Origin of the sequence: Pseudomonas mangrovi (assembly GCF_003052585.1) — a bacterium.
In the GTDB taxonomy this organism is placed as follows: domain Bacteria; phylum Pseudomonadota; class Gammaproteobacteria; order Pseudomonadales; family Pseudomonadaceae; genus Aquipseudomonas; species Aquipseudomonas mangrovi.
In genome coordinates this window covers 352,172-372,436 of record NZ_QASN01000020.1, presented here as the reverse complement: position 1 = coordinate 372,436, position 20,265 = coordinate 352,172, and the positions used below count along the sequence as shown (strand labels likewise).

Annotated in this window: 18 protein-coding genes and 2 tRNA genes; 11 read left to right on the top strand and 9 right to left on the bottom strand. The window is 63.9% G+C overall.

The features are described from left to right. Window positions 1–122: 122 nt before the first annotated feature. Window positions 123–422, top strand: coding sequence for a PilZ domain-containing protein (locus tag DBO85_RS14470; protein ID WP_108107970.1), 300 nt, complete (start codon window positions 123–125; stop codon window positions 420–422). Between the two features lie 42 nt (window positions 423–464). Here DBO85_RS14470 and DBO85_RS14465 read toward each other — a convergent pair whose 3' ends face one another. Further along, window positions 465–1,166, bottom strand: coding sequence for an MlaA family lipoprotein (locus DBO85_RS14465; RefSeq protein WP_108107969.1), 702 nt, complete (start codon window positions 1,164–1,166; stop codon window positions 465–467). Between the two features lie 103 nt (window positions 1,167–1,269). On the opposite strand from DBO85_RS14465, the gene DBO85_RS14460 reads away from it, so the two are divergent. After that, window positions 1,270–1,692 carry an acyl-CoA thioesterase gene (locus tag DBO85_RS14460; protein WP_108107968.1) on the top strand — a complete coding sequence of 141 codons (423 nt, stop codon included), beginning with the start codon at window positions 1,270–1,272 and terminating at the stop codon, window positions 1,690–1,692. A gap of 117 nt (window positions 1,693–1,809) precedes the next feature. After that, window positions 1,810–2,076: a DUF4404 family protein gene (locus tag DBO85_RS14455; RefSeq protein ID WP_108107967.1), complete on the top strand. Its 267-nt coding sequence runs from the start codon at window positions 1,810–1,812 to the stop codon at window positions 2,074–2,076. Between the two features lie 21 nt (window positions 2,077–2,097). On the opposite strand, the gene queF is transcribed toward DBO85_RS14455, so the two are convergent. The 6 genes from queF to DBO85_RS14425 form a co-directional block, all read right to left on the bottom strand. Continuing rightward, entirely contained in the window at window positions 2,098–2,928 is an 831-nt protein-coding gene (gene queF, locus DBO85_RS14450; RefSeq protein ID WP_108108362.1) for an NADPH-dependent 7-cyano-7-deazaguanine reductase QueF, read from the bottom strand. Window positions 2,929–3,023: 95 nt separating this feature from the next. Beyond that, window positions 3,024–6,086: an efflux RND transporter permease subunit gene (locus tag DBO85_RS14445; RefSeq protein WP_108107966.1), complete on the bottom strand. Its 3,063-nt coding sequence runs from the start codon at window positions 6,084–6,086 to the stop codon at window positions 3,024–3,026. Beyond that, a complete protein-coding gene (locus DBO85_RS14440) occupies window positions 6,083–7,099 on the bottom strand; it encodes an efflux RND transporter periplasmic adaptor subunit (RefSeq protein WP_108107965.1) in 1,017 nt (338 codons plus the stop codon). The genes DBO85_RS14445 and DBO85_RS14440 overlap by 4 nt, the downstream gene beginning before the upstream one ends. 90 nt (window positions 7,100–7,189) lie before the next feature. Continuing rightward, the gene (locus DBO85_RS14435; protein WP_108107964.1) at window positions 7,190–7,969 is read right to left on the bottom strand and encodes an ABC transporter permease; all 780 of its coding nucleotides are present in this window, start codon (window positions 7,967–7,969) and stop codon (window positions 7,190–7,192) included. Beyond that, on the bottom strand, window positions 7,966–8,898 hold the full coding sequence (locus DBO85_RS14430) for an ABC transporter ATP-binding protein (protein ID WP_108107963.1): 933 nt from the start codon (window positions 8,896–8,898) through the stop codon (window positions 7,966–7,968). Before DBO85_RS14430 ends, DBO85_RS14435 begins: the two co-directional genes overlap by 4 nt. A gap of 102 nt (window positions 8,899–9,000) precedes the next feature. Then, entirely contained in the window at window positions 9,001–9,627 is a 627-nt protein-coding gene (locus DBO85_RS14425) for a transglutaminase-like domain-containing protein (RefSeq protein ID WP_108107962.1), read from the bottom strand. A 144-nt stretch (window positions 9,628–9,771) separates the two neighbouring features. Between DBO85_RS14425 and DBO85_RS14420 the strand changes: the two genes are divergently transcribed. From DBO85_RS14420 to DBO85_RS14395, 6 genes are all read left to right on the top strand, one after another. After that, window positions 9,772–12,234 (top strand): acyl-CoA dehydrogenase, encoded by a 2,463-nt coding sequence (locus DBO85_RS14420; protein ID WP_108107961.1) that lies wholly within the window; start codon window positions 9,772–9,774, stop codon window positions 12,232–12,234. Between the two features lie 194 nt (window positions 12,235–12,428). Continuing rightward, a complete protein-coding gene (locus DBO85_RS14415) occupies window positions 12,429–12,836 on the top strand; it encodes a PA2817 family protein (RefSeq protein ID WP_108107960.1) in 408 nt (135 codons plus the stop codon). Window positions 12,837–12,915: 79 nt separating this feature from the next. After that, complete coding sequence (locus DBO85_RS14410) at window positions 12,916–13,311, top strand: DUF2946 domain-containing protein (RefSeq protein ID WP_108107959.1); 396 nt, start codon at window positions 12,916–12,918, stop codon at window positions 13,309–13,311. A 66-nt stretch (window positions 13,312–13,377) separates the two neighbouring features. Continuing rightward, the gene (locus DBO85_RS14405; protein WP_108107958.1) at window positions 13,378–15,534 is read left to right on the top strand and encodes a TonB-dependent receptor; all 2,157 of its coding nucleotides are present in this window, start codon (window positions 13,378–13,380) and stop codon (window positions 15,532–15,534) included. A gap of 2 nt (window positions 15,535–15,536) precedes the next feature. Continuing rightward, entirely contained in the window at window positions 15,537–17,039 is a 1,503-nt protein-coding gene (locus tag DBO85_RS14400) for a PepSY domain-containing protein (protein WP_108107957.1), read from the top strand. Next, window positions 17,036–17,524, top strand: a complete 489-nt coding sequence (locus DBO85_RS14395; RefSeq protein WP_108107956.1) for a copper chaperone PCu(A)C — start codon at window positions 17,036–17,038, stop codon at window positions 17,522–17,524. The genes DBO85_RS14400 and DBO85_RS14395 overlap by 4 nt, the downstream gene beginning before the upstream one ends. A 144-nt stretch (window positions 17,525–17,668) precedes the next feature. Here DBO85_RS14395 and DBO85_RS14390 read toward each other — a convergent pair. Both DBO85_RS14390 and DBO85_RS14385 read right to left on the bottom strand, forming a co-directional pair. Then, window positions 17,669–17,744: transfer RNA gene (locus tag DBO85_RS14390), tRNA-Gly, on the bottom strand. A 2-nt stretch (window positions 17,745–17,746) separates the two neighbouring features. Next, a tRNA-Glu gene (locus DBO85_RS14385) sits at window positions 17,747–17,822 on the bottom strand. Between the two features lie 224 nt (window positions 17,823–18,046). Here DBO85_RS14385 and DBO85_RS14380 point away from each other — a divergent pair. Together DBO85_RS14380 and DBO85_RS14375 are read left to right on the top strand one after the other, a co-directional pair. After that, window positions 18,047–18,817: a hypothetical protein gene (locus tag DBO85_RS14380; protein WP_108108360.1), complete on the top strand. Its 771-nt coding sequence runs from the start codon at window positions 18,047–18,049 to the stop codon at window positions 18,815–18,817. A 349-nt stretch (window positions 18,818–19,166) separates the two neighbouring features. Then, the gene (locus DBO85_RS14375) at window positions 19,167–20,228 is read left to right on the top strand and encodes a suppressor of fused domain protein (RefSeq protein WP_108107955.1); all 1,062 of its coding nucleotides are present in this window, start codon (window positions 19,167–19,169) and stop codon (window positions 20,226–20,228) included. Window positions 20,229–20,265: the final 37 nt, after the last annotated feature.

The window sequence follows — 20,265 nt, the reverse complement described above, 5'->3', positions numbered from 1 at the left end:
CTCCCATCCGCCAGGTGATTCAAGCCGTCACAGCCTGGCCAAAGGTCGCTTTACACCTCAAATCCACGGGGGTTATAAGAGCTTGCGCCGCGTCCGCAAACAACTCGAGAGGACAGCCATTCATGAGTACGTCTGACCGCGCCTACAGTGAGAAACGAGACTTCATCCGCATGCGTCTGGAGGCACCCGTCACCCTGGTTCACGACGGGCAGAAGATTCCCGCACTGTGCCTGGACCTGTCGAGCAACGGCATGCAGGTCGAGGCCGCCACCCGCCTGGCCATAGGCGACCGCATCGGTGTGCATATTCCTTCCGAGCACGACCAACTGGCCGACCTCAACGTAGAGGCCGAGGTCGTGCGGGCGCTGGATCTTGAAGATGGCCGCCAATCCCTGGGGCTGTCGGTACTCTCGATGCTCTGATTCGTCCACGGGCGAGCCGCATGGCCCGCCCGTTTTTTTCATTTAGAAGTCGTCTTCCACCTGCCCGTCGCGCACCCGGAACTCGCGCGTCTGCAGATAGGCGTTACGCACGAACACGTACTTGTCCCCGCCCACCATGCGCTCGACCTTGAGCAGACTGGCACGCGTGTCGACCACGTTGACCCCGCGCACCACATTGCGGGTCGGCACGTGATCCATGTACGGATAGGGTCCGAGATAGCCATCCGGCACACCCGCCAGACCGTCACGCACGGTACTCGGCCCCATCAGCGGCAATACCAGATAAGGACCACTACCGACGCCCCAGGCGCCGAGTGTCTGACCGAAGTCCTCATCGTTGCGCACCAGCCCCATCTCGCTGGCGACATCGAAGAAGCCCAGCAGGCCGAAGGTGGTGTTGAGCAGCAGGCGGCCAGTATCGACGCCGGCATCATGGAACTTGCCCTGCAGCAGATCGTGGGTAAGGTTGCGCACCTCGCCGATGTTGCCGAAGACGTTGTGTACACCGTCCTCGACGATCTGCGGTGTAACAGCCTGATAGCCCTGAGCGATCGGCTTGAGAGCATAGGTATCGAGGGTGTCGTTGAAGCGGAACACTACCCGATTGAAGCCCTCGAAGGGGTCCTCCTCCGCCAGCGCCACACCGCTCGGCAGCATCGCAAGCAGCCCGCAAGTGATCAGCCGGCGCAGTGGGATGGTCCAGTTCGAGCCGGATTTAGCCATTTGCAGTCTCCCCAACGGGCAAGTAGTGTGCGGCCGGACGGCCTTGAGGCGGCGCAGTATAAAGCGTCCGCTGGTAATTTCCGCAGCATAGCGAACGAGATCGATGCACAACAAACCTCTTCTGCACATCGCGCATATCCCGGTGCGCTGGGGCGACATGGACAGCTATGGCCACGTCAACAATACCCTCTACATCCAGTATCTGGAGGAGGCACGGGTGTCCTGGTTCGAGAAGCTCGGTATCGGAATGAACAACATGCCCACCGGCCCGCTGATCCTGCAGACCCTGCACACCTACCTGAAACCAGTCGTCCACCCGGCCACGGTGATGGTCGAGCTGTATGCCGGCGGCGTCAGGCGCAGCAGCCTGACCATCGAGCACCGCCTGAGTACGCTCGAGGACCCGCGCACGACTTACGGCGAAGGCCACTGCAAACTGGTCTGGGTCGACCATGGCAGCAATACCTCGATCGCCGTGCCCGATGACGTCCGCGTGCTGTTCGGCTTTGGCCCGGCATCGCCCTGATCGCGCGACAGATGACGCGAGTCAGGACAGGCCGGCGCGGCTGGATTACCCTGTCCCTCATGAAGTCGGACGAATCAGCGTCCCGAATCACCGAACCCTGCTCGCCAAGGAGAGCCCATGCCCAGCCAAGAACTGCACCAACAACTGGAAAGCCTGCGTGACCAGTTGGCCAACAGCCCGCCGTTGAGCGAAGAAGAGCGCGCCTCGCTGTACATGCTGACCCAGGACATCGAAGCCCAACTGGCTCGCCAGGCGGCCGAAGCGCCCGATGCCTCTCTGGTCGACGGCGTGACCCTGGCAGTCGAGCGTTTCGAAGCCGATCACCCTACCCTTGCCGGCACCCTGCGCAACATCCTGCAGAGCCTGGCCAACATGGGCATCTGACCGTCGCAGGTCTGGGCGCCGTTACTGGCGCACCAGCCGGCGGTTGTCGGGCTGCAGCGCGACGGTACTGCGGTAGGGATTGATATCCAGCCCGCCGCGACGCACGTAGCGCGCATAGACACAGAGATATTCAGGCTGCAGCAAACGCTGCAGATCGAGAAAGATCCGCTCCACGCACTGCTCATGAAAATCGCGATGCTGGCGGAAGCTCACCAGATAGGCCAGCAGACTGGCTGCGTCCAGCTCGGCACCGCGGTACTCCACCACCACGCTGCCCCAGTCGGGCTGACCGGTGACCGGACAGTTGGATTTGAGCAGATGACTGTGCAGTACCTCGTCCACCACCCTTGATCGGTTGCAGACAAGCAGCTCCGGCCGCGGATGGCTGTAGTCGCTGACCTGGATATCCAGCCCGTCGATACAACGCCCCGGCAGCGTCCGTACACCGTCCAGCGCCACCTCGTCGAGGCTGCGCACCCGCGCCTCGACCGTCGCCCCGGCCACGGCGGACAGATCCCGGCACAGCGCCTCGCACAACGCCTCGGTGCTGGCGAAGACGCTCTGGTTGAGCGAGTTCAAGTAGAGTTTGAACGACTTCGACTCGATGATGTTCGGCGAGTCGGCCGGAATCGCGAACTCGCCCACCGCCACCACCGGCTTGCCCGAGGGCAGCAGCCAGGACAGCTCGTAGCAGTTCCACAGATCCACGCCCTGGTACGGCAGGCTGTCTGCCGTCAGGCCCAGCTCGGCCCATTTGGCCGCGCGCGGGATGGGGAACAGCAGTTCGGGTGAATAGCTGAAGACATAGTCACTCGACTTGCCCAATGGCGACTGTTCGGCGGGATGCTGCATGACGATGACCTGACGGCGGCGAAAACGGCGCGCAGTATAACCCCGCTGCACGCCTCGCATGGCCGGACTGCCGGACGCGCATCAAGCGCCGCGACTCAGGCGACCGGCTCGGTAACGAGCTCCTGCGGCACCGGTCGCCAGCGGCGCAGCAAGAGATACAGGGTCGGAATCACCACCAGGGTGAACAGCGTGCCGACCAGCAGGCCGCCGACGATCACCAGGCCGATCTGCTGACGACTCAACGCGCCGGCCCCGGAGGCGATCGCTAGGGGGACGGAGCCAAGCACCATGGCGCCGGTGGTCATCAGGATCGGGCGCAGACGTTGTACCGAGGCGTCGAGGATAGCCTCGCGCAGCTCGACCCCGCGTCGTGCCAGGCTGTTGGCGAACTCGACGATCAGGATGCCGTGCTTGGTGATCAGCCCGATCAGCGTCACCAGACCGATCTGCGAGTAGATGTTCAGCGTACCGCCGCCCAGCTGCAGCGCCGCCAGCGCACCAACCATCGACAGCGGCACGCTGAAGAGAATGATCAGTGGATCGAGGAAGCTCTCGAACTGCGCCGCCAGCACCAGATAGATGAACACCAGGGCAAGGGCGAAGATCAGCGCAATGCTCGCGCCGGACTGCTTGAAGTCACGGGAAATGCCCGTGTAGTCGAACAGCGTCTCTGGCGGCAGTATCTCGCGCGCCGCCTGCTCCAGATGCTCCAGCGCTTCACCGAGGGTGTAGCCCTGACCGACGTTGGCCGTCAGGGTCACTGCACGCAGCTGGTTGAAGTGGTTCAGCTCGCGCGCCGCGACACCCTCGCGCACGTTGATCAGGTTCGACAGCTGGACCATCGAGCCATCGCCGCCGCGCACGTATACCCGGGTCAGGTCGTCCGGATTGCTGCGATCGATTTCCGCCAGCTGCACCAGCACGTCGTACTGCTCGCCGTTCTGCTTGAAGCGCGTCACCTGGCGGCTGCCGAACAGGCTTTCCAGCGTGCGGCCGATGGTGGCGACGTCGGTGCCGACTGCCACCGCCTGCTCGCGGTTCACATCGATCTTCAGTTGCGGCATGTTCAGGCGCAGATCGCTATCCAGGCTCTCCAGCCCCGGATAGTCGCGCACCGCCGCCATCAGCTGGCTGACGTAGGTTTCCAGTTCTTCGTATTCGAGCGAGGAGCGGATCACGAAGCTGACCGGCTGGTTGCGTGGGCTCTGCCCCATCGGGGGCCGGTTGACCGGAAAGGCGCGAATGCCGGGAATGTCCTGCAGCTTGGGTAGCAGCTCTTCGCGAATCTCGAACTGGCTGCGCTCACGCTCGCCCCAATCATCCAGGCGTACGATCGAGATGGCCTGCCCGGCGGTGGGGAAACCGATGATCACCAGATAGCGATTGGCCTCCTCGATCGAGGCGTAGGCCTGCTCGACCTCTTTCGCATAGCGACTGGTGTAGCCGATGGTGGCGCCGTCGGGCGAGTTGATCACGCCGACGATCATGCCGGTGTCCTCGGTCGGCGCCAGCTCCGAGCGCAGGCTGGTGAACAGCCAGCCGCTGAGCAGCAGCATGCCCAACAGAACCAGCAGGATCAGCGGCCAAAGCCCCAGTACGCGCTCCAGCAGCCGACGGTAGCCAGTGCCCAGGCCATCGAGAAGCGCCTCGATCCGCACATAGATGCGGCTGTGCCGGGTCTGGTGCGGCTTGAGCATCAGCGCGCACATCATCGGCGTCAGCGTCAGCGCGACGAAACCGGAGACCAGCACCGCACCGGCCAGGGTCCAGGCAAACTCGGTGAACAGTTTGCCGGTGGTGCCCTGCATGAAACCGATGGGCGCGAACACCGCCGCCAGCGTCAGGGTCATGGCGATCACCGCGAAGGCGATCTCGCGGCTGCCCTTGAGCGCAGCAGCCAGCGGCTGCATGCCCTCTTCTATATGCCGGTGGATGTTCTCCAGCATCACGATGGCGTCATCCACCACCAGGCCGATCGCCAGCACCATCGCCAGCAGCGTCAGGGTGTTGATGGTGAAGCCCATCAGCGCCATCAGCGCGCAGGCGCCGATCAGCGACACCGGGATGGTCACCAGCGGAATCAGGGTCGCGCGCCACGAGCGCAGGAACAGGAAGATGATCAGGATGACCAGCACCACCGCTTCACCGATGGTGATGTAGACGTTGTTGATCGACTCGCGGATGAACAGCGAGTTATCGCTGGAGACCGCCAACTCCATTCCCTCCGGCAACAGCGCACGCATCTCCGGCAGCGCCTTCGCAAGCTCGGCGGAGATCTCCAGCGGGTTGGCGGTGGCCTGCTTGATCAGGCCCATGGTCACCGCAGGACGGCCCATGTAGCGCACCAGGCTGCGCTCGTCGGCCGGTCCTATGCGCGCTTCGCCGACATCCGACAGGCGCAGCAGATAGCCACGCGAGTCATCGACGATCAGGTTGTTGAACGCCTCGGCACTGCGCAGATCGGTTTCGGCGAGCACGCTGAACTCGCGCTGGGTCGACTCGATACGGCCGGCCGGAATCTCGACGTTCTGCCGCCGCAGTGCGTCTTCTATGTCCTGTACCGTGAGGCCGTAGCCGGCGAGGCTTTCCGGGTCGAGCCAGATGCGCATGGAGGGCGTACGCGCGCCACGAATGGTTACCTCGGAAACACCGGGAATGGTCTGCACCCGGTCCTGCATGACCCGCTCGAGCAGGTCGGTGATCTCCATGCTGCTGTGGCGATCGCTGAAGAAGCCCAGCCAGATCACCGGCTGGGCGTCGGCCTCGACCTTCTGCACCATGGGTTCGTCGATCTCGTCGGGCAATAGCGTGCGCACCCGACCGAGTCGATCACGGACATCGTTGGCGGCCTCATCCGGACTGCGCCCGAGCACGAACTGAGCGGTGATCTGGGTGTTTTCCGAACGACTGATCGAGGTGACGAAGTCCAGCCCCTCGATACCGGCGAGCACGTCCTCGATCGGTTGGGCGACCTGCGACTCCATGATCTCGGGGCTGGCGCCGGGGTAGAACACGTTGACCGTGACCACCGGCACATCGATGTTCGGGTACTCGCGCACGTTCAGGCGCTGATAGGCCATCAGCCCCAGCAGCACCACCACCAGCGAGAGGACTGTGGCGAAAACCGGGCGACGGATGCAGATGTCGGTCAGCGTCATTCGCTGCGCTCCACGCGCCGCACACGAACCTCGCTGCCCTGGGAGACCTTCTGCCAGCCGGCGCTGATCACCTGCTCGGCAGCGTCCAGACCTTCAACGATCTCGACCCAGCCGTCCTTGCGCCGACCACTGCGCACCTCGCGAAAGACCGCCTTGCCGTCCTCGACCAGCGCCAGCTGGGTCTTGTCGCCGCGCGGCACCAGCGCCTCCTCCGGCACCACCAGGGCGTCCGGCCGCTCGGCGAGGATCACCGCGACACGGACGAACTGCCCCGGCTGCAGGCGCCTCTCGGCGTTGCCGACGTGGGCCCGCAACGCCTGACTGCGGCCGGCCTCGTCGACCCGCGGATTGATGGCGTAGACCTCGCCGACGAAACGCTCATCGGGCCAGGCATCGACAGCGATCTCGATGCGCTGGCCGGGGCGAATGCGCCCGGCACTCTTCTGCGGCACGCGAAACTCGACCTTGAGCGGATCGAGCACTTCCAGGTTGACGATGTCCTGACCGGCCTCGAGATAGTCGCCGGGACTGACGTGGCGCAGACCGAGCACGCCGTCGTGCGGTGCGTGCAAGCGGGTCTTGTCCAGCCGTGCGCGGGCCAGCGCCAGACTGGCGCTGGCGGCCTGTTCCTCGGCCTGGGCCTCGTCACGCGCCTGCGCATTGCTGGCGCCGCGGCTGAACAGACGCTGCGCCCTTTCGTAGTTCTTCTGCGCCAGGCTCAGGTTGGCTTCGGCCTGTGCCAGCTCGGCGCGGGTGATGGCGTCGTCCAGACTGACCAGCAGATCCCCTGCACTCACCGCCTGGCCCTCGCGAAAATGCAATTGCGCCACGCGGCCGTCGACTTCGGGACGAATCATCAGCGACTCGTCCGAGCGCAGCGAACCGAAGGTCACCAGCTCGTCCCGCACCAGCCTGAGCTCCGGCTGCACTACCTCCACCAGCGGTGGATTGGCGAATGCCGGCGCGGAGAGCGCCAAGACCGAGAACAGCAGACGATGCAACGACCTGAACATGGACTACCCCAATCTGAGCAAGCCGGCAGTGTAACGGCGCGGCTCGCCCAGCTCACAGCACTGGCTGTGTCAGGATATGAATGTCAGGGGTTACTGACGCATGCCTCTGCCACTGACCAGCAGTCTCAGGGCGAACAGGTACAAGGCCACGGTGGCGACCAGCATGAAGCTCAACGCCACGCCGATATGGATGTCGGAGACGCCGAGGATGCCGTAGCGGAAGGCATTGACCATGTGCAGGATCGGGTTGGCCATCGACAGCGTCTGCCACAGCGGTGACAGCAGACTGATCGAGTAGAACACCCCACCCAGATAGGTCAGCGGCGTCAGCACGAAGTTGGGGATGATCGAGATGTCGTCGAAGTTGCGCGCGTACACCGCATTGACGAAGCCGCCAAGGGAAAACAGCGTCGCGGTGAGCAGCATCACCAGCACGGTCACACCGAGGTGGTGCACCTGCATCTCGGTGAAGAACAGCGACAGCAGGGTCACGATCAGCGCCACCGCCAAACCGCGGCAGACCCCGCCGGTGACGTAGCCGATCAGGATCACGTGTGGCGACACCGGCGACACCAAAAGCTCCTCCACCGAGCGCTGGAACTTGCTGCTGAAGAAGCTCGACACCACGTTGCTGTAGGAGTTGGTGATCATCGACATCATGATCAGCCCGGGCACGATGTACTGCATGTAGGTGAAGCCGCCCATGTCGCCGATCTGCCGGCCGATCAGGTTGCCGAAGATGACGAAGTACAGAACCATGGTGATCGCCGGCGGCAACAGCGTCTGCGGCCAGATGCGCAGGAAGCGACGCACCTCGCGGCGCACGATGGTCTGCAGGGCGACCAGATTGCAGCGCAGTTCCATGTTCATTGGCCGGCCTCCTGCAGGTTCTTCTCGACCAGCGAGACGAACAGCTCCTCCAGGCGATTGGTCTTGTTGCGCAGGCTCTGCACCTCGATGCCCTGGGTCGCCAGTTGCTGAAACAGCCCGGTGATGCCCTGTTCCTTCTCCACCTGCACCTCGAGCGTGTGCGAATCCAGCAGCCGCGCCGGGTAACCGAGCAGTTGCGGCTCGATCAGCAGCGACTCCTTCAGATCGAGCAGGAAGGTTTCCACATGCAGCTGGGTCAGCAGCTCGCGCATGCTGGTGTTCTCGACGATGCGGCCGTGGTCAATGATGCCGATGTTGCGACACAGCTGCTCGGCTTCCTCCAGATAGTGCGTGGTAAGGATGATGGTGATGCCCTGCGCGTTCAGCTCGGTGAGAAAGCTCCACATCGAACGACGCAGCTCGATGTCGACCCCGGCGGTGGGCTCGTCGAGGATCAGCAGACGCGGCTGGTGCACCAGTGCCCGGGCGATCATCAGGCGGCGCTTCATGCCGCCGGACAACTCGCGCGAGGCGCTGTCACGCTTGTCCCACAGACCCAGCTGGGTCAGATACTGCTCGGCCCGCTCGCCGGCCAGGCGCCTTGGAATACCGTAGTAGCCGGCCTGGGTCACGACTATGTCGAAGACCTTCTCGAACTGGCTGAAGTTGAACTCCTGCGGTACCACCCCCAGGCAGCGCTTGAGCGCGGCGGGACTTCGATCCAGATCATTGCCGAACACGTTCACCGTGCCGCTGGTCTTGTTCACCAGGGTGGAGAGGATGCCGATGGTGGTCGACTTGCCCGCACCGTTGGGACCGAGCAAGGCAAAGAAATCACCCTCGGCAACGTCGAGATCGATGCCCTTGAGGGCCTGGAATCCGTTGTTGTAGGTCTTGGTCAGCTGGCGCAGGGACAACGCAGTGGACATGGGAGCACGCAGGAAGAGGGATGAAGCGCTTTAGGTAAGGGCGCGAAAGAGCAAATGCAAGCGCAAGGGACAGGCATTTGCGTCAGGACTGCATACTTGCCCTCAGCCACGACCACCCTCGGCCTCGAACAGGTGCGGATAAACCCGCCGCAGATGCCCGAAGAACAACGCCTCCGGCACTTCGGCAAAACTGCCGTGCTCGACCAGATACTCCATGTAACGCTCACCGCTGTCGTTGTACGGGTGGAAGATGCTGTCGTTGCGACCATCGAATTCCAGCGGCGCGACGCCGAACATCTGGCACAGCAGCGCATTGAATGCCGGCGTCGCCTTGACCCAGCGCCCGTCGATGAACAGCTCGGTATAACCGTGCATGGCGAACACGTCACTGCGCAGCAACTCCAGCAATTTTGCGGTGGAGAGATGGTTTCTCACGTCTGCCAGGCCGATACGCGCGGGTATCCCGCAGTGCCGCGCGCAAGCAGCGAGCAGGTGCGCCTTGGGTACGCAGTAGCTCTCACCATCCGCCAGCGCATGGCTGGCGCACAGATGCTGGGGATCTCGACTGAAGCGGTAGGGGTTGTAGCGGACGCCATCGCGCACCGCGTAGTAGAGGGCAACTGCCTGTTCCAGCGGTTCGCGACTCACGCCGCGGTGGCATTCGGCGAACTCGACTACTGTGGGGTGGTCACTATCGATGAAGCGACCGGGTCGCAGGTATTGGTCCATTGCATCCTCCTTGGCTGATTTGCAGTCTAGCGAGACGAGCGGACCACTATCGATGGCGATTCGGCCATGCTCCCCGACCCTGCAGCCATTCTTCTGATGGTACGGACTTCGCGGCGCTTCTTGCCGCACGGATGGAGATTCCCCATGTTGTTGCTCTGGTTACTGGTTCTGTTCCTTGGCGTCACCCTCCTCGCACACCTTCGCACCCCGGTCATCCCGGCCTTTGCCGGCGCCGCAGCGCTGCTTTTTGCCATAGGCCTGACCGGGGACGTTCCGGCCTGGTTGCTGCTGCTGTTCTGGCTGCTGTGGATAATCGCCGCCGCCCCGCTCGCGCTGCCCGAACTGCGCCGGCAGTACATCAGCGGCCCGGTGTACGCATGGTTCCGCAAGGTTCTGCCTCCCATGTCGGCCACCGAGCGCGACGCCATCGAGGCAGGCAGCGTCTGGTGGGACGGCGAGCTGTTCAGCGGCCGACCGAACTGGGACACCTTGCACGGCTACCCGCGCGCGCGTCTGACCGAGGAGGAACAGGCCTTCGTTGACGGGCCGACCGAAACCCTCTGCGCCATGGTCAGTGACTGGGACGTCGGCCAGCGCATGGACCTGTCGCCGGAAACCTGGGCCTACATCAAGCAGGAAGGCTTCTTCGCCCTGATCATCCCCAAGGAATACGGCGGCAAGGGTTTTTCCGCCTATGCCCACTCACAGATCGTGATGAAACTGGCGACCCGCAGCGGCGATCTGGCGACCACCGTCATGGTGCCCAACTCGCTCGGCCCGGCCGAGCTGCTGATGCACTACGGCACAGAAGAACAGCGCAACCATTACCTGCCGCGCCTGGCGCGTGGTGACGACATCCCCTGCTTTGCCCTGACCGCGCCCAATGCTGGCTCCGACGCAGGGGCGATGACCGACAGCGGCATCGTCTGCCGCGACATGTGGCAGGGCAAGGAAGTGCTCGGCCTGCGCCTTAACTGGGAGAAGCGCTACATCACCCTGGGGCCGGTCGCGACGCTCCTCGGCCTGGCATTCAAGGTCTACGATCCAGACCGCCTGCTCGGCACCGAAGAGGAGCTGGGCATCACCCTGGCACTGATTCCGACCGACACCCCCGGTGTCGAAATCGGCCGTCGTCACGTGCCGCTGGGCGCAGCCTTCATGAACGGCCCCAACTCCGGCAAGGATGTGTTCATCCCGTTGGAATGGGTGATCGGCGGACAGGAGATGATCGGCAAAGGCTGGATGATGCTGATGAACTGCCTCTCGGTGGGGCGTTCGATTTCACTGCCCGCAGTCGGTACCAGCGCCGCCAAGGCCTGCGGCTATGCCAGCGGTCGTTACAGCCAGATCCGCGAACAGTTCGGCGTACCCCTGGCGGCCTTCGAGGGCATCCAGGCGCCACTGGCGCGCATCGCCGGCAACGCCTGGCTGATGGACAGTGCGCGCATCCTCACCGCCAACGCAGTCGATCTGGGCGAGAAACCCTCGGTGCTCTCGGCGATCCTCAAGTACCACCTGACCGAGCGTGGCCGCGAGTGCATCAGCCACGCCATGGACATCCACGGCGGCAAGGGCATCATTCTCGGCCCGCGCAACTACCTGGGCCGCTCCTGGCAGGCCGCGCCGATCTTCATCACCGTGGAAGGCGCCAACATCCTGTCGCGCAATCTGATGATCTTCGGCCAGGGTGCGATCCGCTGCCATCCCTTCGTGCTGCGCGAGATGCGCGTCGCCGATGAGCCGGATCAGGAAAAGGCCGTCGAGCAGTTCGACGATCTGCTGCTCGAACACGTCGGTTTCGCCATCGGCAACGCCGCCAGCACGCTGCTGCTGGGGTTGAGCATGGGACATCTGGATCAGGCGCCGGGCACCGCGGTGACCCGCCCGCACTACCGCGCACTGAACCGGCTGGCGGCAGCCTTCGCTCTGCTCGCCGACTGCAGCATGCTGATGCTCGGCGGCGAGCTGAAGCGTCGTGAGCGACTCTCGGCGCGCCTGGGTGACGTTCTCAGCTACCTGTACCTCGGTTCTGCGGCACTCAAACGCTTCCATGACGAGGGCAACCCGGTCGAGCAGGAACCCCTGCTGCACTGGTCCATGGCCGAATGCCTGCGCGGCGCCGAGGAAGCCCTGCAGGCTCTGCTGGCAAACTTCCCCAACCGCATCGTCGGCTGCCTGCTCACCCCGCTGGTATTTCCCCTCGGCCGACGCCATGCAGGTCCAAGCGATGCACTGGACGCCGAAGTCGCCCAGATACTCTCCCGACCGGACGGCGACCCGGCACTGGAAAGCCTGCTCGGTGGCCTGTATCGCTCGGATGACCCGCAGGATCCGCAAGGTGCCCTGCGCCATGCCTACGCCAGCCTGAACGCCTCGCGCAGCCTGTTCACGCGACTGGGCAAGGCGTTGCGCAGCGGCGAGCTACAACCCACTCCCGGCCAGGACCCGCTGGATGCCGCCGAGGCGTCCACGCTGTTTACCAGCGAGGAGATCGCCCAATTGCGCACCACCGAAGCCGCCAGAGCAGAGGTCATCGCGGTGGACGACTTCGCCAAGGAAGACCTGCAGCCGGCCCGCAGCGACAAGCAACCGGCTCCCGGCGCCTGATTCCCGCCCCCGCTCATCCTGGTCGGCGCGCCAGAGCCAGGGCGCGCCGACCAGGGGTCGCGGCGGTTCGGAACCATGCCGCCAGAGCCAGGCCCTAAACCAGTAACGAACACGCCCGTAGAACGACAATGGGCGGCGGCGCCCCTATAATCCGCCGCCCGCACAGACGCCCGCAAAAAAGACGTAGGTATCCCATGAGCAAATCCCATCTAGATCATCACCTCGCCATGCTCGCGCACCTGCGCACCATTCTCATGGCCATGGGTGAAGCGGAGCAGGTTTCCGAGGAAAGCCATGCACTCTTTCTCGAGCGCTTCGATGAGTTGCTGATGTCTCTGCCGGACATCCCCGAGGAGCGCCACCTGGGTCAGGACCTCATCTGTCAGGTGTTCCACCGCTATCCGCAAGTGGCGCACCTGGTGCCCCGCGACCTGCTGTGGTTTTTCGGTGGAGACTGCCTGCACTACATGCCGGACGATGAAATCTCTCTGTTCCAGGAGCTCGACGAGCGTCGCCACCAGGCCGAACAGGACGGTGCTCCCTTCGACTGGAACCAGGAAAAGCAGTTGCTCTCCATGTCCGAAAACGGCAGTCGGCACTGAAGGCGAGGCACTGTGACGCAGCCAGCAGATTGACCCGCACCATGGGCAACCCCAAGCGGATGATCTAGAGTTGCGCCCCATGAGACCAAACCGCCGCCAACGCTCACTGACCGCCTGGGTGCTGTACTTCAGCATCCTCTTCGGCGCGTTCGTCTGTGCCATCGGTCACGGTCAGATGGCCGGCTTGCAGCTCAGCGGCCTGGATGGCCAGTTCTGCTCGTTCGATGGCAACGTCGCTGCCGGAGCCGATCTGAACGGCACAGGCATTGTTCCGCCCAGCCCCGTTAGTGGCGGCAACTGTGTTCTGACTTCTACGTTTTCAGCAATCATCCTGGCGGCCTTCTTCGGACTGATAGGCCTGCTGGCGCTGTCCCGCAGTGTCCCTCTGCCGCCTCTTCTGCCGAGCGACGCAATCCGCGATCGCTGGCCTACCGCCAACCCTCGTGCTTCCCCGCTACAGCTTCCTGCGTACTGAAAACGTCCTTGCGGCGCGGTTTCACCTGCCGCTCCGGGGCGCCACACCTCAGCCTGGAAGCCATGCATGTCCATTCGCCTCACCACCCTGGCGCTGCTCGTCGGCAGCGCACCCTGCGCCTGGGCGCAGGACAGTCTCAACCTGCCCAGCAGCACCGTCACCGCCACCGTCGGCAGCGCGCCTTCGGGGCTAGTCCTCGATGAGCCGATCAACACCGGTTCGCGCCTGGGCCTGAGCGCTCGTCAGACACCCGCCTCGGTGAGCGTCGCCAGCCGTGCCGTGATCGAGGCGCGTGGCGCCCGCGATACCCAGGAAGTACTCAACGGTATGACCGGCATCAATGCCTCCGCCAACCCCGGCTACGGTAGTTTCATCGCCTACCGCGGCTTTACCCAGAACCAGGTCACCCAGCTGTTCAACGGCATCAACCTGGGCTACGGCAGCGCCGCCAGACCGATCGACGCCTGGATGATCGACCGCGTCGAACTGATCGGGGGGCCCTCCACCTTTCTCTATGGTGCGGGCGCCGTCGGCGGCTCGATCAACGCCATCAGCAAGGTGGCCAGCCGTGACGAACAGGTGCTCGAAGGTCGACTGCGCTATGGCAGCTTCGACGAATCCGAGCTGGCCTTCGGCATCAACCAGCCCCTGGGTGACGGCCCCGATACGCGCCACTTCGCCCGCCTGGACTTCAGCCAGGGCAACAGTAATGGCTACATCGATCGCAACGAGCGCGAGACACGCAGCCTGGGCTTTTCCCTACTCAGCGACCTGACCCCGCAACTGAGCCACACCCTGGCGCTGGAGTACCTGGAAGATAAGGAAGACAGTCCCTACTGGGGCTCTCCCGTCCTCAACGGGACGGGCCGGACGATGACGATCGACAAGAGCCGCCGCTTCGAGAATTACAACGTTGCCGACGGCCGTTACGAGCAACGGGTGCGCTGGGCGCGTTCGATCATCGATTACCGCGTGAGCGAACAGAGCAGCCTGCAGAACACCCTCTACCACTACGCCGGACAGCGCGATTACCGCAATCTGGAAGGCTATCGCTACCTGCCCGGCAACACCCGGGTCGAACGATCGGCCGCCTACCTGCAGCGGCACCAGCAGAGCATGCTCGGCAACCGTCTGGAGCTGCGCCATGACCATCAGCTGTTCGGCCGGGCCAGCCAGTGGTCGCTGGGGCTGGATATTTCCCGCATGCGTCAGACGCTGTATCCCCGATCCGGTGGAGTCTTCGACAATGTCAACGCTGACCATTTCGACCCCGGCAGCTTCTACGCCATCCCCGGCATGGCCAGCGGCCTGCAGAAGCAACGTCGGCATCAGGTCGACAGCCGTGCGCTGTTTCTGGAATACCACCTGCAACTGAGCGAGCGCCTCGCGCTGCTCAGCGGCCTGCGTTACGACGACCTGCAGATGCAGGTCGACAATTACGCCGCCGTCTCCCCTACCAGCCCGGCATTCTTCGCCCGCAGTTGGGAGCCGATCAGCGGCCGCCTCGGCCTGCTCTACGAGCTCACCCCGGCGGCGAACCTCTATCTGCAGTACAGCACCTCGGCGGACCTGCCGGCCGGCTCGCTGGCCTCGGCGACCTACTCCAATGTCGGTCTGTTCGACCTGTCCAAGGGTGAGCAGTGGGAGCTCGGCAGCAAGTTCGACTTCCTCGACGGTCGCGGCTCGGCCACGGTCGCGCTGTACCAGATCGTCCGCCGCGACTTCGCCGTGCGCGATGCCAGCAATCCGAGCAACTTCGTCCAGGCTGGCCAGCAGACCTCACGCGGTATCGAGCTGGCCGGCCGCTTCCAGCTCACCCCGCAGCTACTCGCCGAGGCCAACTATGCCCATGTCCGGGCGCGCTTCGACGACTTTACCGACAACGTCGGCGGCATCGCTGTCTCCCGCGAAGGCAACCAGCCGGCCAACGTTCCGCGGAGTGTGGCCAACGCCTGGCTGACCTACAGCCCGACCTCGGCGGTGCAACTGGGGGTGGACTCACGCTACGTCTCCTCGGCCTATGCGAGCACAGCCAACACCACCCGAGTGCCCTCCTACATTCTCTACGGCGCCTTCGCCCGCTATCGTTTCGATGAACACACGGCGCTCACGGCGCGGCTGCGCAACCTCACCGACGAGGTCTACGCCAGGCAGGCTTATGGTGGCCAGTACTACATGGGCGCGCCGCGCGCCTTCGATGTGGCACTGGACCTGCGGTTCTGAGCATGAAACGCCATTTCTATCTGTGGCACCGCTGGCTCGGCATCGGCCTGTGCCTGCTGATGGTCCTGTGGTTCTTCTCGGGTCTGGTGATGCTCTACGTCGGCTATCCCAAGCTGACCCAGCGTGAGCACCTGGCGCAGTTGCCGCCACTGTCGGCAGAGGGCTGCTGCGTGCCGCTTTCGCAGGCACTGGCAGCCAGTGGCGAAGCGCAACCGCCAAGCGCCATCCGCCTGAGTACGGTGGCCGGTACGCCGCGCTACCTGCTGCGCTACGGTCCGCGCAGCATCGCCGTGGATGCGCGCAGCGGCGAGCGCCTGGAAGCGGCAGGCGAAGTGGACGCGCTGGCCGCCGCCCGGCAGTTCGGTGGCGAGCAGGCCATGCACTATCGCGGCCTGGTGAACGAGGACGCCTGGAGCCATTCGCGGGCACTGGATGGTGAGCGGCCGCTGCATCGGGTCGAGCTGGAAAACGGCACGCTGCTCTACATCTCCAGCCGCAGCGGCGAGGTGGTGCGCGATGCCAGCGCCACGGAACGCGCCTGGAACTGGGTCGGTGCCTGGCTGCACTGGCTCTACCCGCTGCGCGGCGGTGTGCTGGATCGCTGGTGGAGCGATCTGGTGATCTACCTGGCGCTGGCTGCAACCCTGATGACCCTGCTCGGAATCATCGTCGGCACCCTGCGCTGGCGCCTGGTCCGACCCTATCGCAGCGGCTCGCGCAGCCCTTATCGGGGACTGGCGCGCTGGCACCACATCGGCGGCCTGCTGTTCGGCCTGCTGGCGCTGACCTGGATCTTCAGCGGACTGATGTCGATGAACCCGTGGCGGCTGTTCGACAACGCCACGCCCCTGGACATTTCTGCCTACCAGGGCGGCGAGCTGCGCGCCGAAGCCTTCCCCCTGCCCGCCGGCCAAGCCTTGCAGGTATTCCAGCAGCACGGTCTGCAGCCAAGCGAGCTGCACTGGCGCCTGGTCGGTGGACGGGGCTACCTGCTCGGCATCGATGCCCAGGGTACCAGCGCCCTGCTTGCAATGGATGGCAGCGCGCCCCTGCAGCGACTGCCGGATGCCGAACTGCTGCGCGCGGCACAAGCCATCCGCCCGCACGACTCCCCGCAGGTCGAGCAGCTGACGGCGTACGATTTCTACTATTACGCTCGCAGCGAACACAGCATGCTCGGCCATCTGGAACGACCGCTGCCGATCCTGCGGGTACGCTTCAACGATCCGGCACAGACCTGGCTGCACCTGGACCCGCGCAGCGGCGCGGTACTGAGCCAGCTCGACGAAAGCCGTCGCGGCTCACGCTGGCTGTTCAGCCTGCTGCACAGCTGGGACTGGTTGCCGCTGTTGCAGCAACGCCCGCTGTGGGACCTGTGGATGTGGCTGGCCAGCCTCGGCGGCCTGCTCATCTGCCTCAGCGGCAGCGTGCTCGGCTGGCGACGCCTGCGCGGCAGAACACGAAGACCCCTTCCATCCGCAATCACCGGAGGTACCACCCCATGACCCTGACCAAAACCCTGCTCGGTCTGAGCCTGTTATTGCCTGCGCTGTTTGCCCAGGCACAGGACTACAGTGTCGGCGACCTGCACATCGAACAAGCCTGGTCTCGCGAGATGCCGCCAGTGGCGCCTGCCGCCGCGGCCTACTTCGTCGTACACAACAGTGGCAGCGAGGGCGACCGCCTGCTTGGCGCCAGCACGCCAGTGGCGGGCAAGGCCGAGCTGCATGAACACCGGCACGTCGGCGAGGTGATGAAGATGCAGCAGGTGCCGGCCATCGACATTCCCGCTGGCGGCGAAGCCAGGCTGGCGCCGATGGGCTTCCACGTGATGTTGTTCGAGCTGCCGCGCCAGGCGAAGGATGGCGAGCGCTTCCCACTGACGCTGCAGTTCGAGAAAGCCGGTGAAGTGCAGATCGAGGTGATGGTGCGCAAGCAGGCCCCGGACGCCCCTGGAGCGGGCGCAGGCATGCAGCACCACGCCCACTGAGTCGCCTCTGGCGGCACGGAGCAGTCGGACAAGAGCAACGCCTGCACTTGTCCGCAAGCACTTTTTTCGCAGGCAACAAAAAAGCCCACCCGTTTCCGTGTGGGCTTTTCGTCCAGCATCACGCCGCGATGCTGGCACTGTATCTGGAGCGGGAAACGAGACTCGAACTCGCGACCCCGACCTTGGCAAGGTCGTGCTCTACCAACTGAGCTATTCCCGCAATGGCGTCCCCTAGGGGACTCGAACCCCTGTTACCGCCGTGAAAGGGCGGTGTCCTAGGCCACTAGACGAAGGGGACGCGGCCCGGAACTTACAACAGATTTTTCCGGCTTCCGCAGTGTTCTCTTTCAAGTTCACCGTGGAAGTGGCGCGCATTCTATGGAGGCTTTCAACGACCGTCAACCCTCGCCGAAAACATTTTTCAAATCAACGACTTCAAGGCCAAATCGGAGGATCGGCTAGGAGTCCTGCGTGTAAGACACTACACTCGCATGACTTACCGTGCTCAATGAGGTGAATCCGGTGTCTCCACTGCTGATAACCCTGTTGGTAGTAGCCGGCATCGTGGTGCTGATCGCCATCGGCTATTTCAACCATATCGTCGAAAACAACAAACTCGAACGGGCCCGGCGCAAGGCAGACCTGTCCGACCGGCTGCGCCGCTGCGAAAACCTCTCCGAGGCGTTTCCCGGGCAGCTGATGTCGCCTCCCCTGAAACTGCTACTCACCCGCCTGCAGCTCTACTACCTCGAACAACTGTTACCCCTGGACAAGGGCAACGCCGCGCTGCGCCCGCGCATGCAGGAGCTGCAGGCCCAGATCGGCCTGGGCGATGCGATCAAGGTTGGCAACCCACCGCGGCAGATTCTCAATGAAGCCATGGCCAAAGAGGCGCGCTTCCAGCTCGAGGGCCTGCATGGACAGATCGCGCACGCCAATCAGATCGGCGTTCTCGGCGCCGCGGAAAGCAAGAACTGGAGCCGCGAAATTCGCCATCTGCTCAACCTGCTGCACATCGAACTGTTCAGCAACATGGGCATGGCATTTCTGCAGCAGAATCAGCCGGGGCAAGCGCGCCTGGCGTTCGAGCGCGGCGTGCAGTATCTGACCAAGCAGCCCGACCGGGAGCGCTATCAGCAGCAAATGCAGCTGCTGCAGCGCCAGCTCCAGCGCGCCAATGCACTGGTGCTGCAACAGACCGCACCTTCCGCTGACGAGCACAGCGAACTGGCCGACGGCCTGGAAGCGATCGAAGGCGACGACGAGTGGAAGAAAAAGAACATCTACGACTGAGACGGCCCAGAAGCCTCGCTCACCGGGCCAGGCACCGCGCCCCTTGGCTGTCGTATATCGCCCCTACCTCGGTCGTGATGGCTGGCTACGCGCAACCCGCTTGCCACGAAGTGATGGCTTGGCCATCCAGCCTACGAATGTCTCGCCCTGCGTAGGGTGAACAACGGCGCAGCCTTGTCCACCAATCATTGGACGTCGCAGGATGCGAGTATTGACGCGAAGGATCACCGCTGCCGGCCGGCCCGATACGCAGACTCAACCCGTCGCATAGCCCGCCGGCGCCCGAGAAACGGGCACGGATACCGGCATTTTTTCGTAGTCAGAACGACCAACGCCCCCGGGAGGACTGATGGAACCAGAAGACCTGCAAGCGCCAGGCTGGGATGCAATCGACAAGGCTTTGGCTGCCCTCTATGCGGACCAGCAGCCGAAGCACTTCGGCACCCTGATCAGCTACGAACTAGGCGGCCCCGATCCCCTTCGAGGCATCAGCGTCTACAAGCGCCTCGATCCCGTTCCGCATTGGCACTTCGTCACCTACGGCTTTACCGAGCTGTATGACAAGGAGTCCGAGGATGCACAGACAAGCGGCTGGGGATTCGAGCTGACGATGCGACTCAAGACCGAGGCCGAAGCAGCAGAGCCACCCATCTGGACCATCAACTTCCTGCAGAACCTGGCGCGCTACGTCTTCAACAGCGGCAACATCTTTGCCAACGGGGACTACATGAATGCCAACGGCCCGATCGCATCAGGCTCACCGACTCTCATTCGTTCCGTGGTTTTCGCCCATGATCCGGAGCTGCCACCCATCGCAACACCGAACGGGCATGTCGAGTTTCTCCAGGTCGTGGGCATCACCGATGATGAGGAGCTTGCGGTAAAGCAGTGGAGCACCTTGAAGGTATTGAATGTCTTCAGCGAACACCTGCCGCTACTGCTCACCGATCTCGATCGCGGATCCCTGCTGGAACATCGGGATGTACGAGACAAGCTCGCTGCCGGCGCTGCTGCCGAAGGCGCCAATACCGGCTACGTATTCGTCGATCAGCTCGCCTGGAGCGAGAACAGGCGACTCCTGAGAAAACCCGAACTGCAGATCGCGCTCGACGCGCGGCAGGTCAAGGAAGTGCTCGGCCTGCTGCCCTACCGGCTGCCCTTCGGCAAGGAATTCGCCCTCATCGGTGGCGATGCCAAGGTAGTGTTCGCGCCTGCCCCACAGAACAGCTACTCGATGGAAGAGAACAGGCTGCGGCTGCAGATCCAGCCGGACGTCCTGGCCGAGATTCAATCGACGCTGGCGCAGAAGGAAGGCCGCTACAGCTTGAGCACATTCAAGGGGGTGGTACTGCAGGTCAAAAAGACCCTGGTCAAGGACTCCAACGACAACGTGGTCGAGACCATCGGCTAACTGGTAGCAGCGGCGCCGCCGGAAACAGCGCCACCTG

Coding starts and splice junctions, on each gene's coding strand:
- DBO85_RS14410 (WP_108107959.1), top strand. CDS start 12,916: ATGAGACCAAACCGCCGCCAACGCTCACTGACCGCCTGGGTGCTGTAC.
- DBO85_RS14435 (WP_108107964.1), bottom strand. CDS start 7,969: ATGAACATGGAACTGCGCTGCAATCTGGTCGCCCTGCAGACCATCGTG.
- DBO85_RS14460 (WP_108107968.1), top strand. CDS start 1,270: ATGCACAACAAACCTCTTCTGCACATCGCGCATATCCCGGTGCGCTGG.
- DBO85_RS14465 (WP_108107969.1), bottom strand. CDS start 1,166: ATGGCTAAATCCGGCTCGAACTGGACCATCCCACTGCGCCGGCTGATC.
- DBO85_RS14425 (WP_108107962.1), bottom strand. CDS start 9,627: ATGGACCAATACCTGCGACCCGGTCGCTTCATCGATAGTGACCACCCC.
- DBO85_RS14440 (WP_108107965.1), bottom strand. CDS start 7,099: ATGTTCAGGTCGTTGCATCGTCTGCTGTTCTCGGTCTTGGCGCTCTCC.
- DBO85_RS14375 (WP_108107955.1), top strand. CDS start 19,167: ATGGAACCAGAAGACCTGCAAGCGCCAGGCTGGGATGCAATCGACAAG.
- DBO85_RS14455 (WP_108107967.1), top strand. CDS start 1,810: ATGCCCAGCCAAGAACTGCACCAACAACTGGAAAGCCTGCGTGACCAG.
- DBO85_RS14420 (WP_108107961.1), top strand. CDS start 9,772: ATGTTGTTGCTCTGGTTACTGGTTCTGTTCCTTGGCGTCACCCTCCTC.
- DBO85_RS14445 (WP_108107966.1), bottom strand. CDS start 6,086: ATGACGCTGACCGACATCTGCATCCGTCGCCCGGTTTTCGCCACAGTC.
- DBO85_RS14470 (WP_108107970.1), top strand. CDS start 123: ATGAGTACGTCTGACCGCGCCTACAGTGAGAAACGAGACTTCATCCGC.
- queF (WP_108108362.1), bottom strand. CDS start 2,928: ATGCAGCATCCCGCCGAACAGTCGCCATTGGGCAAGTCGAGTGACTAT.
- DBO85_RS14430 (WP_108107963.1), bottom strand. CDS start 8,898: ATGTCCACTGCGTTGTCCCTGCGCCAGCTGACCAAGACCTACAACAAC.
- DBO85_RS14400 (WP_108107957.1), top strand. CDS start 15,537: ATGAAACGCCATTTCTATCTGTGGCACCGCTGGCTCGGCATCGGCCTG.
- DBO85_RS14405 (WP_108107958.1), top strand. CDS start 13,378: ATGTCCATTCGCCTCACCACCCTGGCGCTGCTCGTCGGCAGCGCACCC.
- DBO85_RS14415 (WP_108107960.1), top strand. CDS start 12,429: ATGAGCAAATCCCATCTAGATCATCACCTCGCCATGCTCGCGCACCTG.
- DBO85_RS14395 (WP_108107956.1), top strand. CDS start 17,036: ATGACCCTGACCAAAACCCTGCTCGGTCTGAGCCTGTTATTGCCTGCG.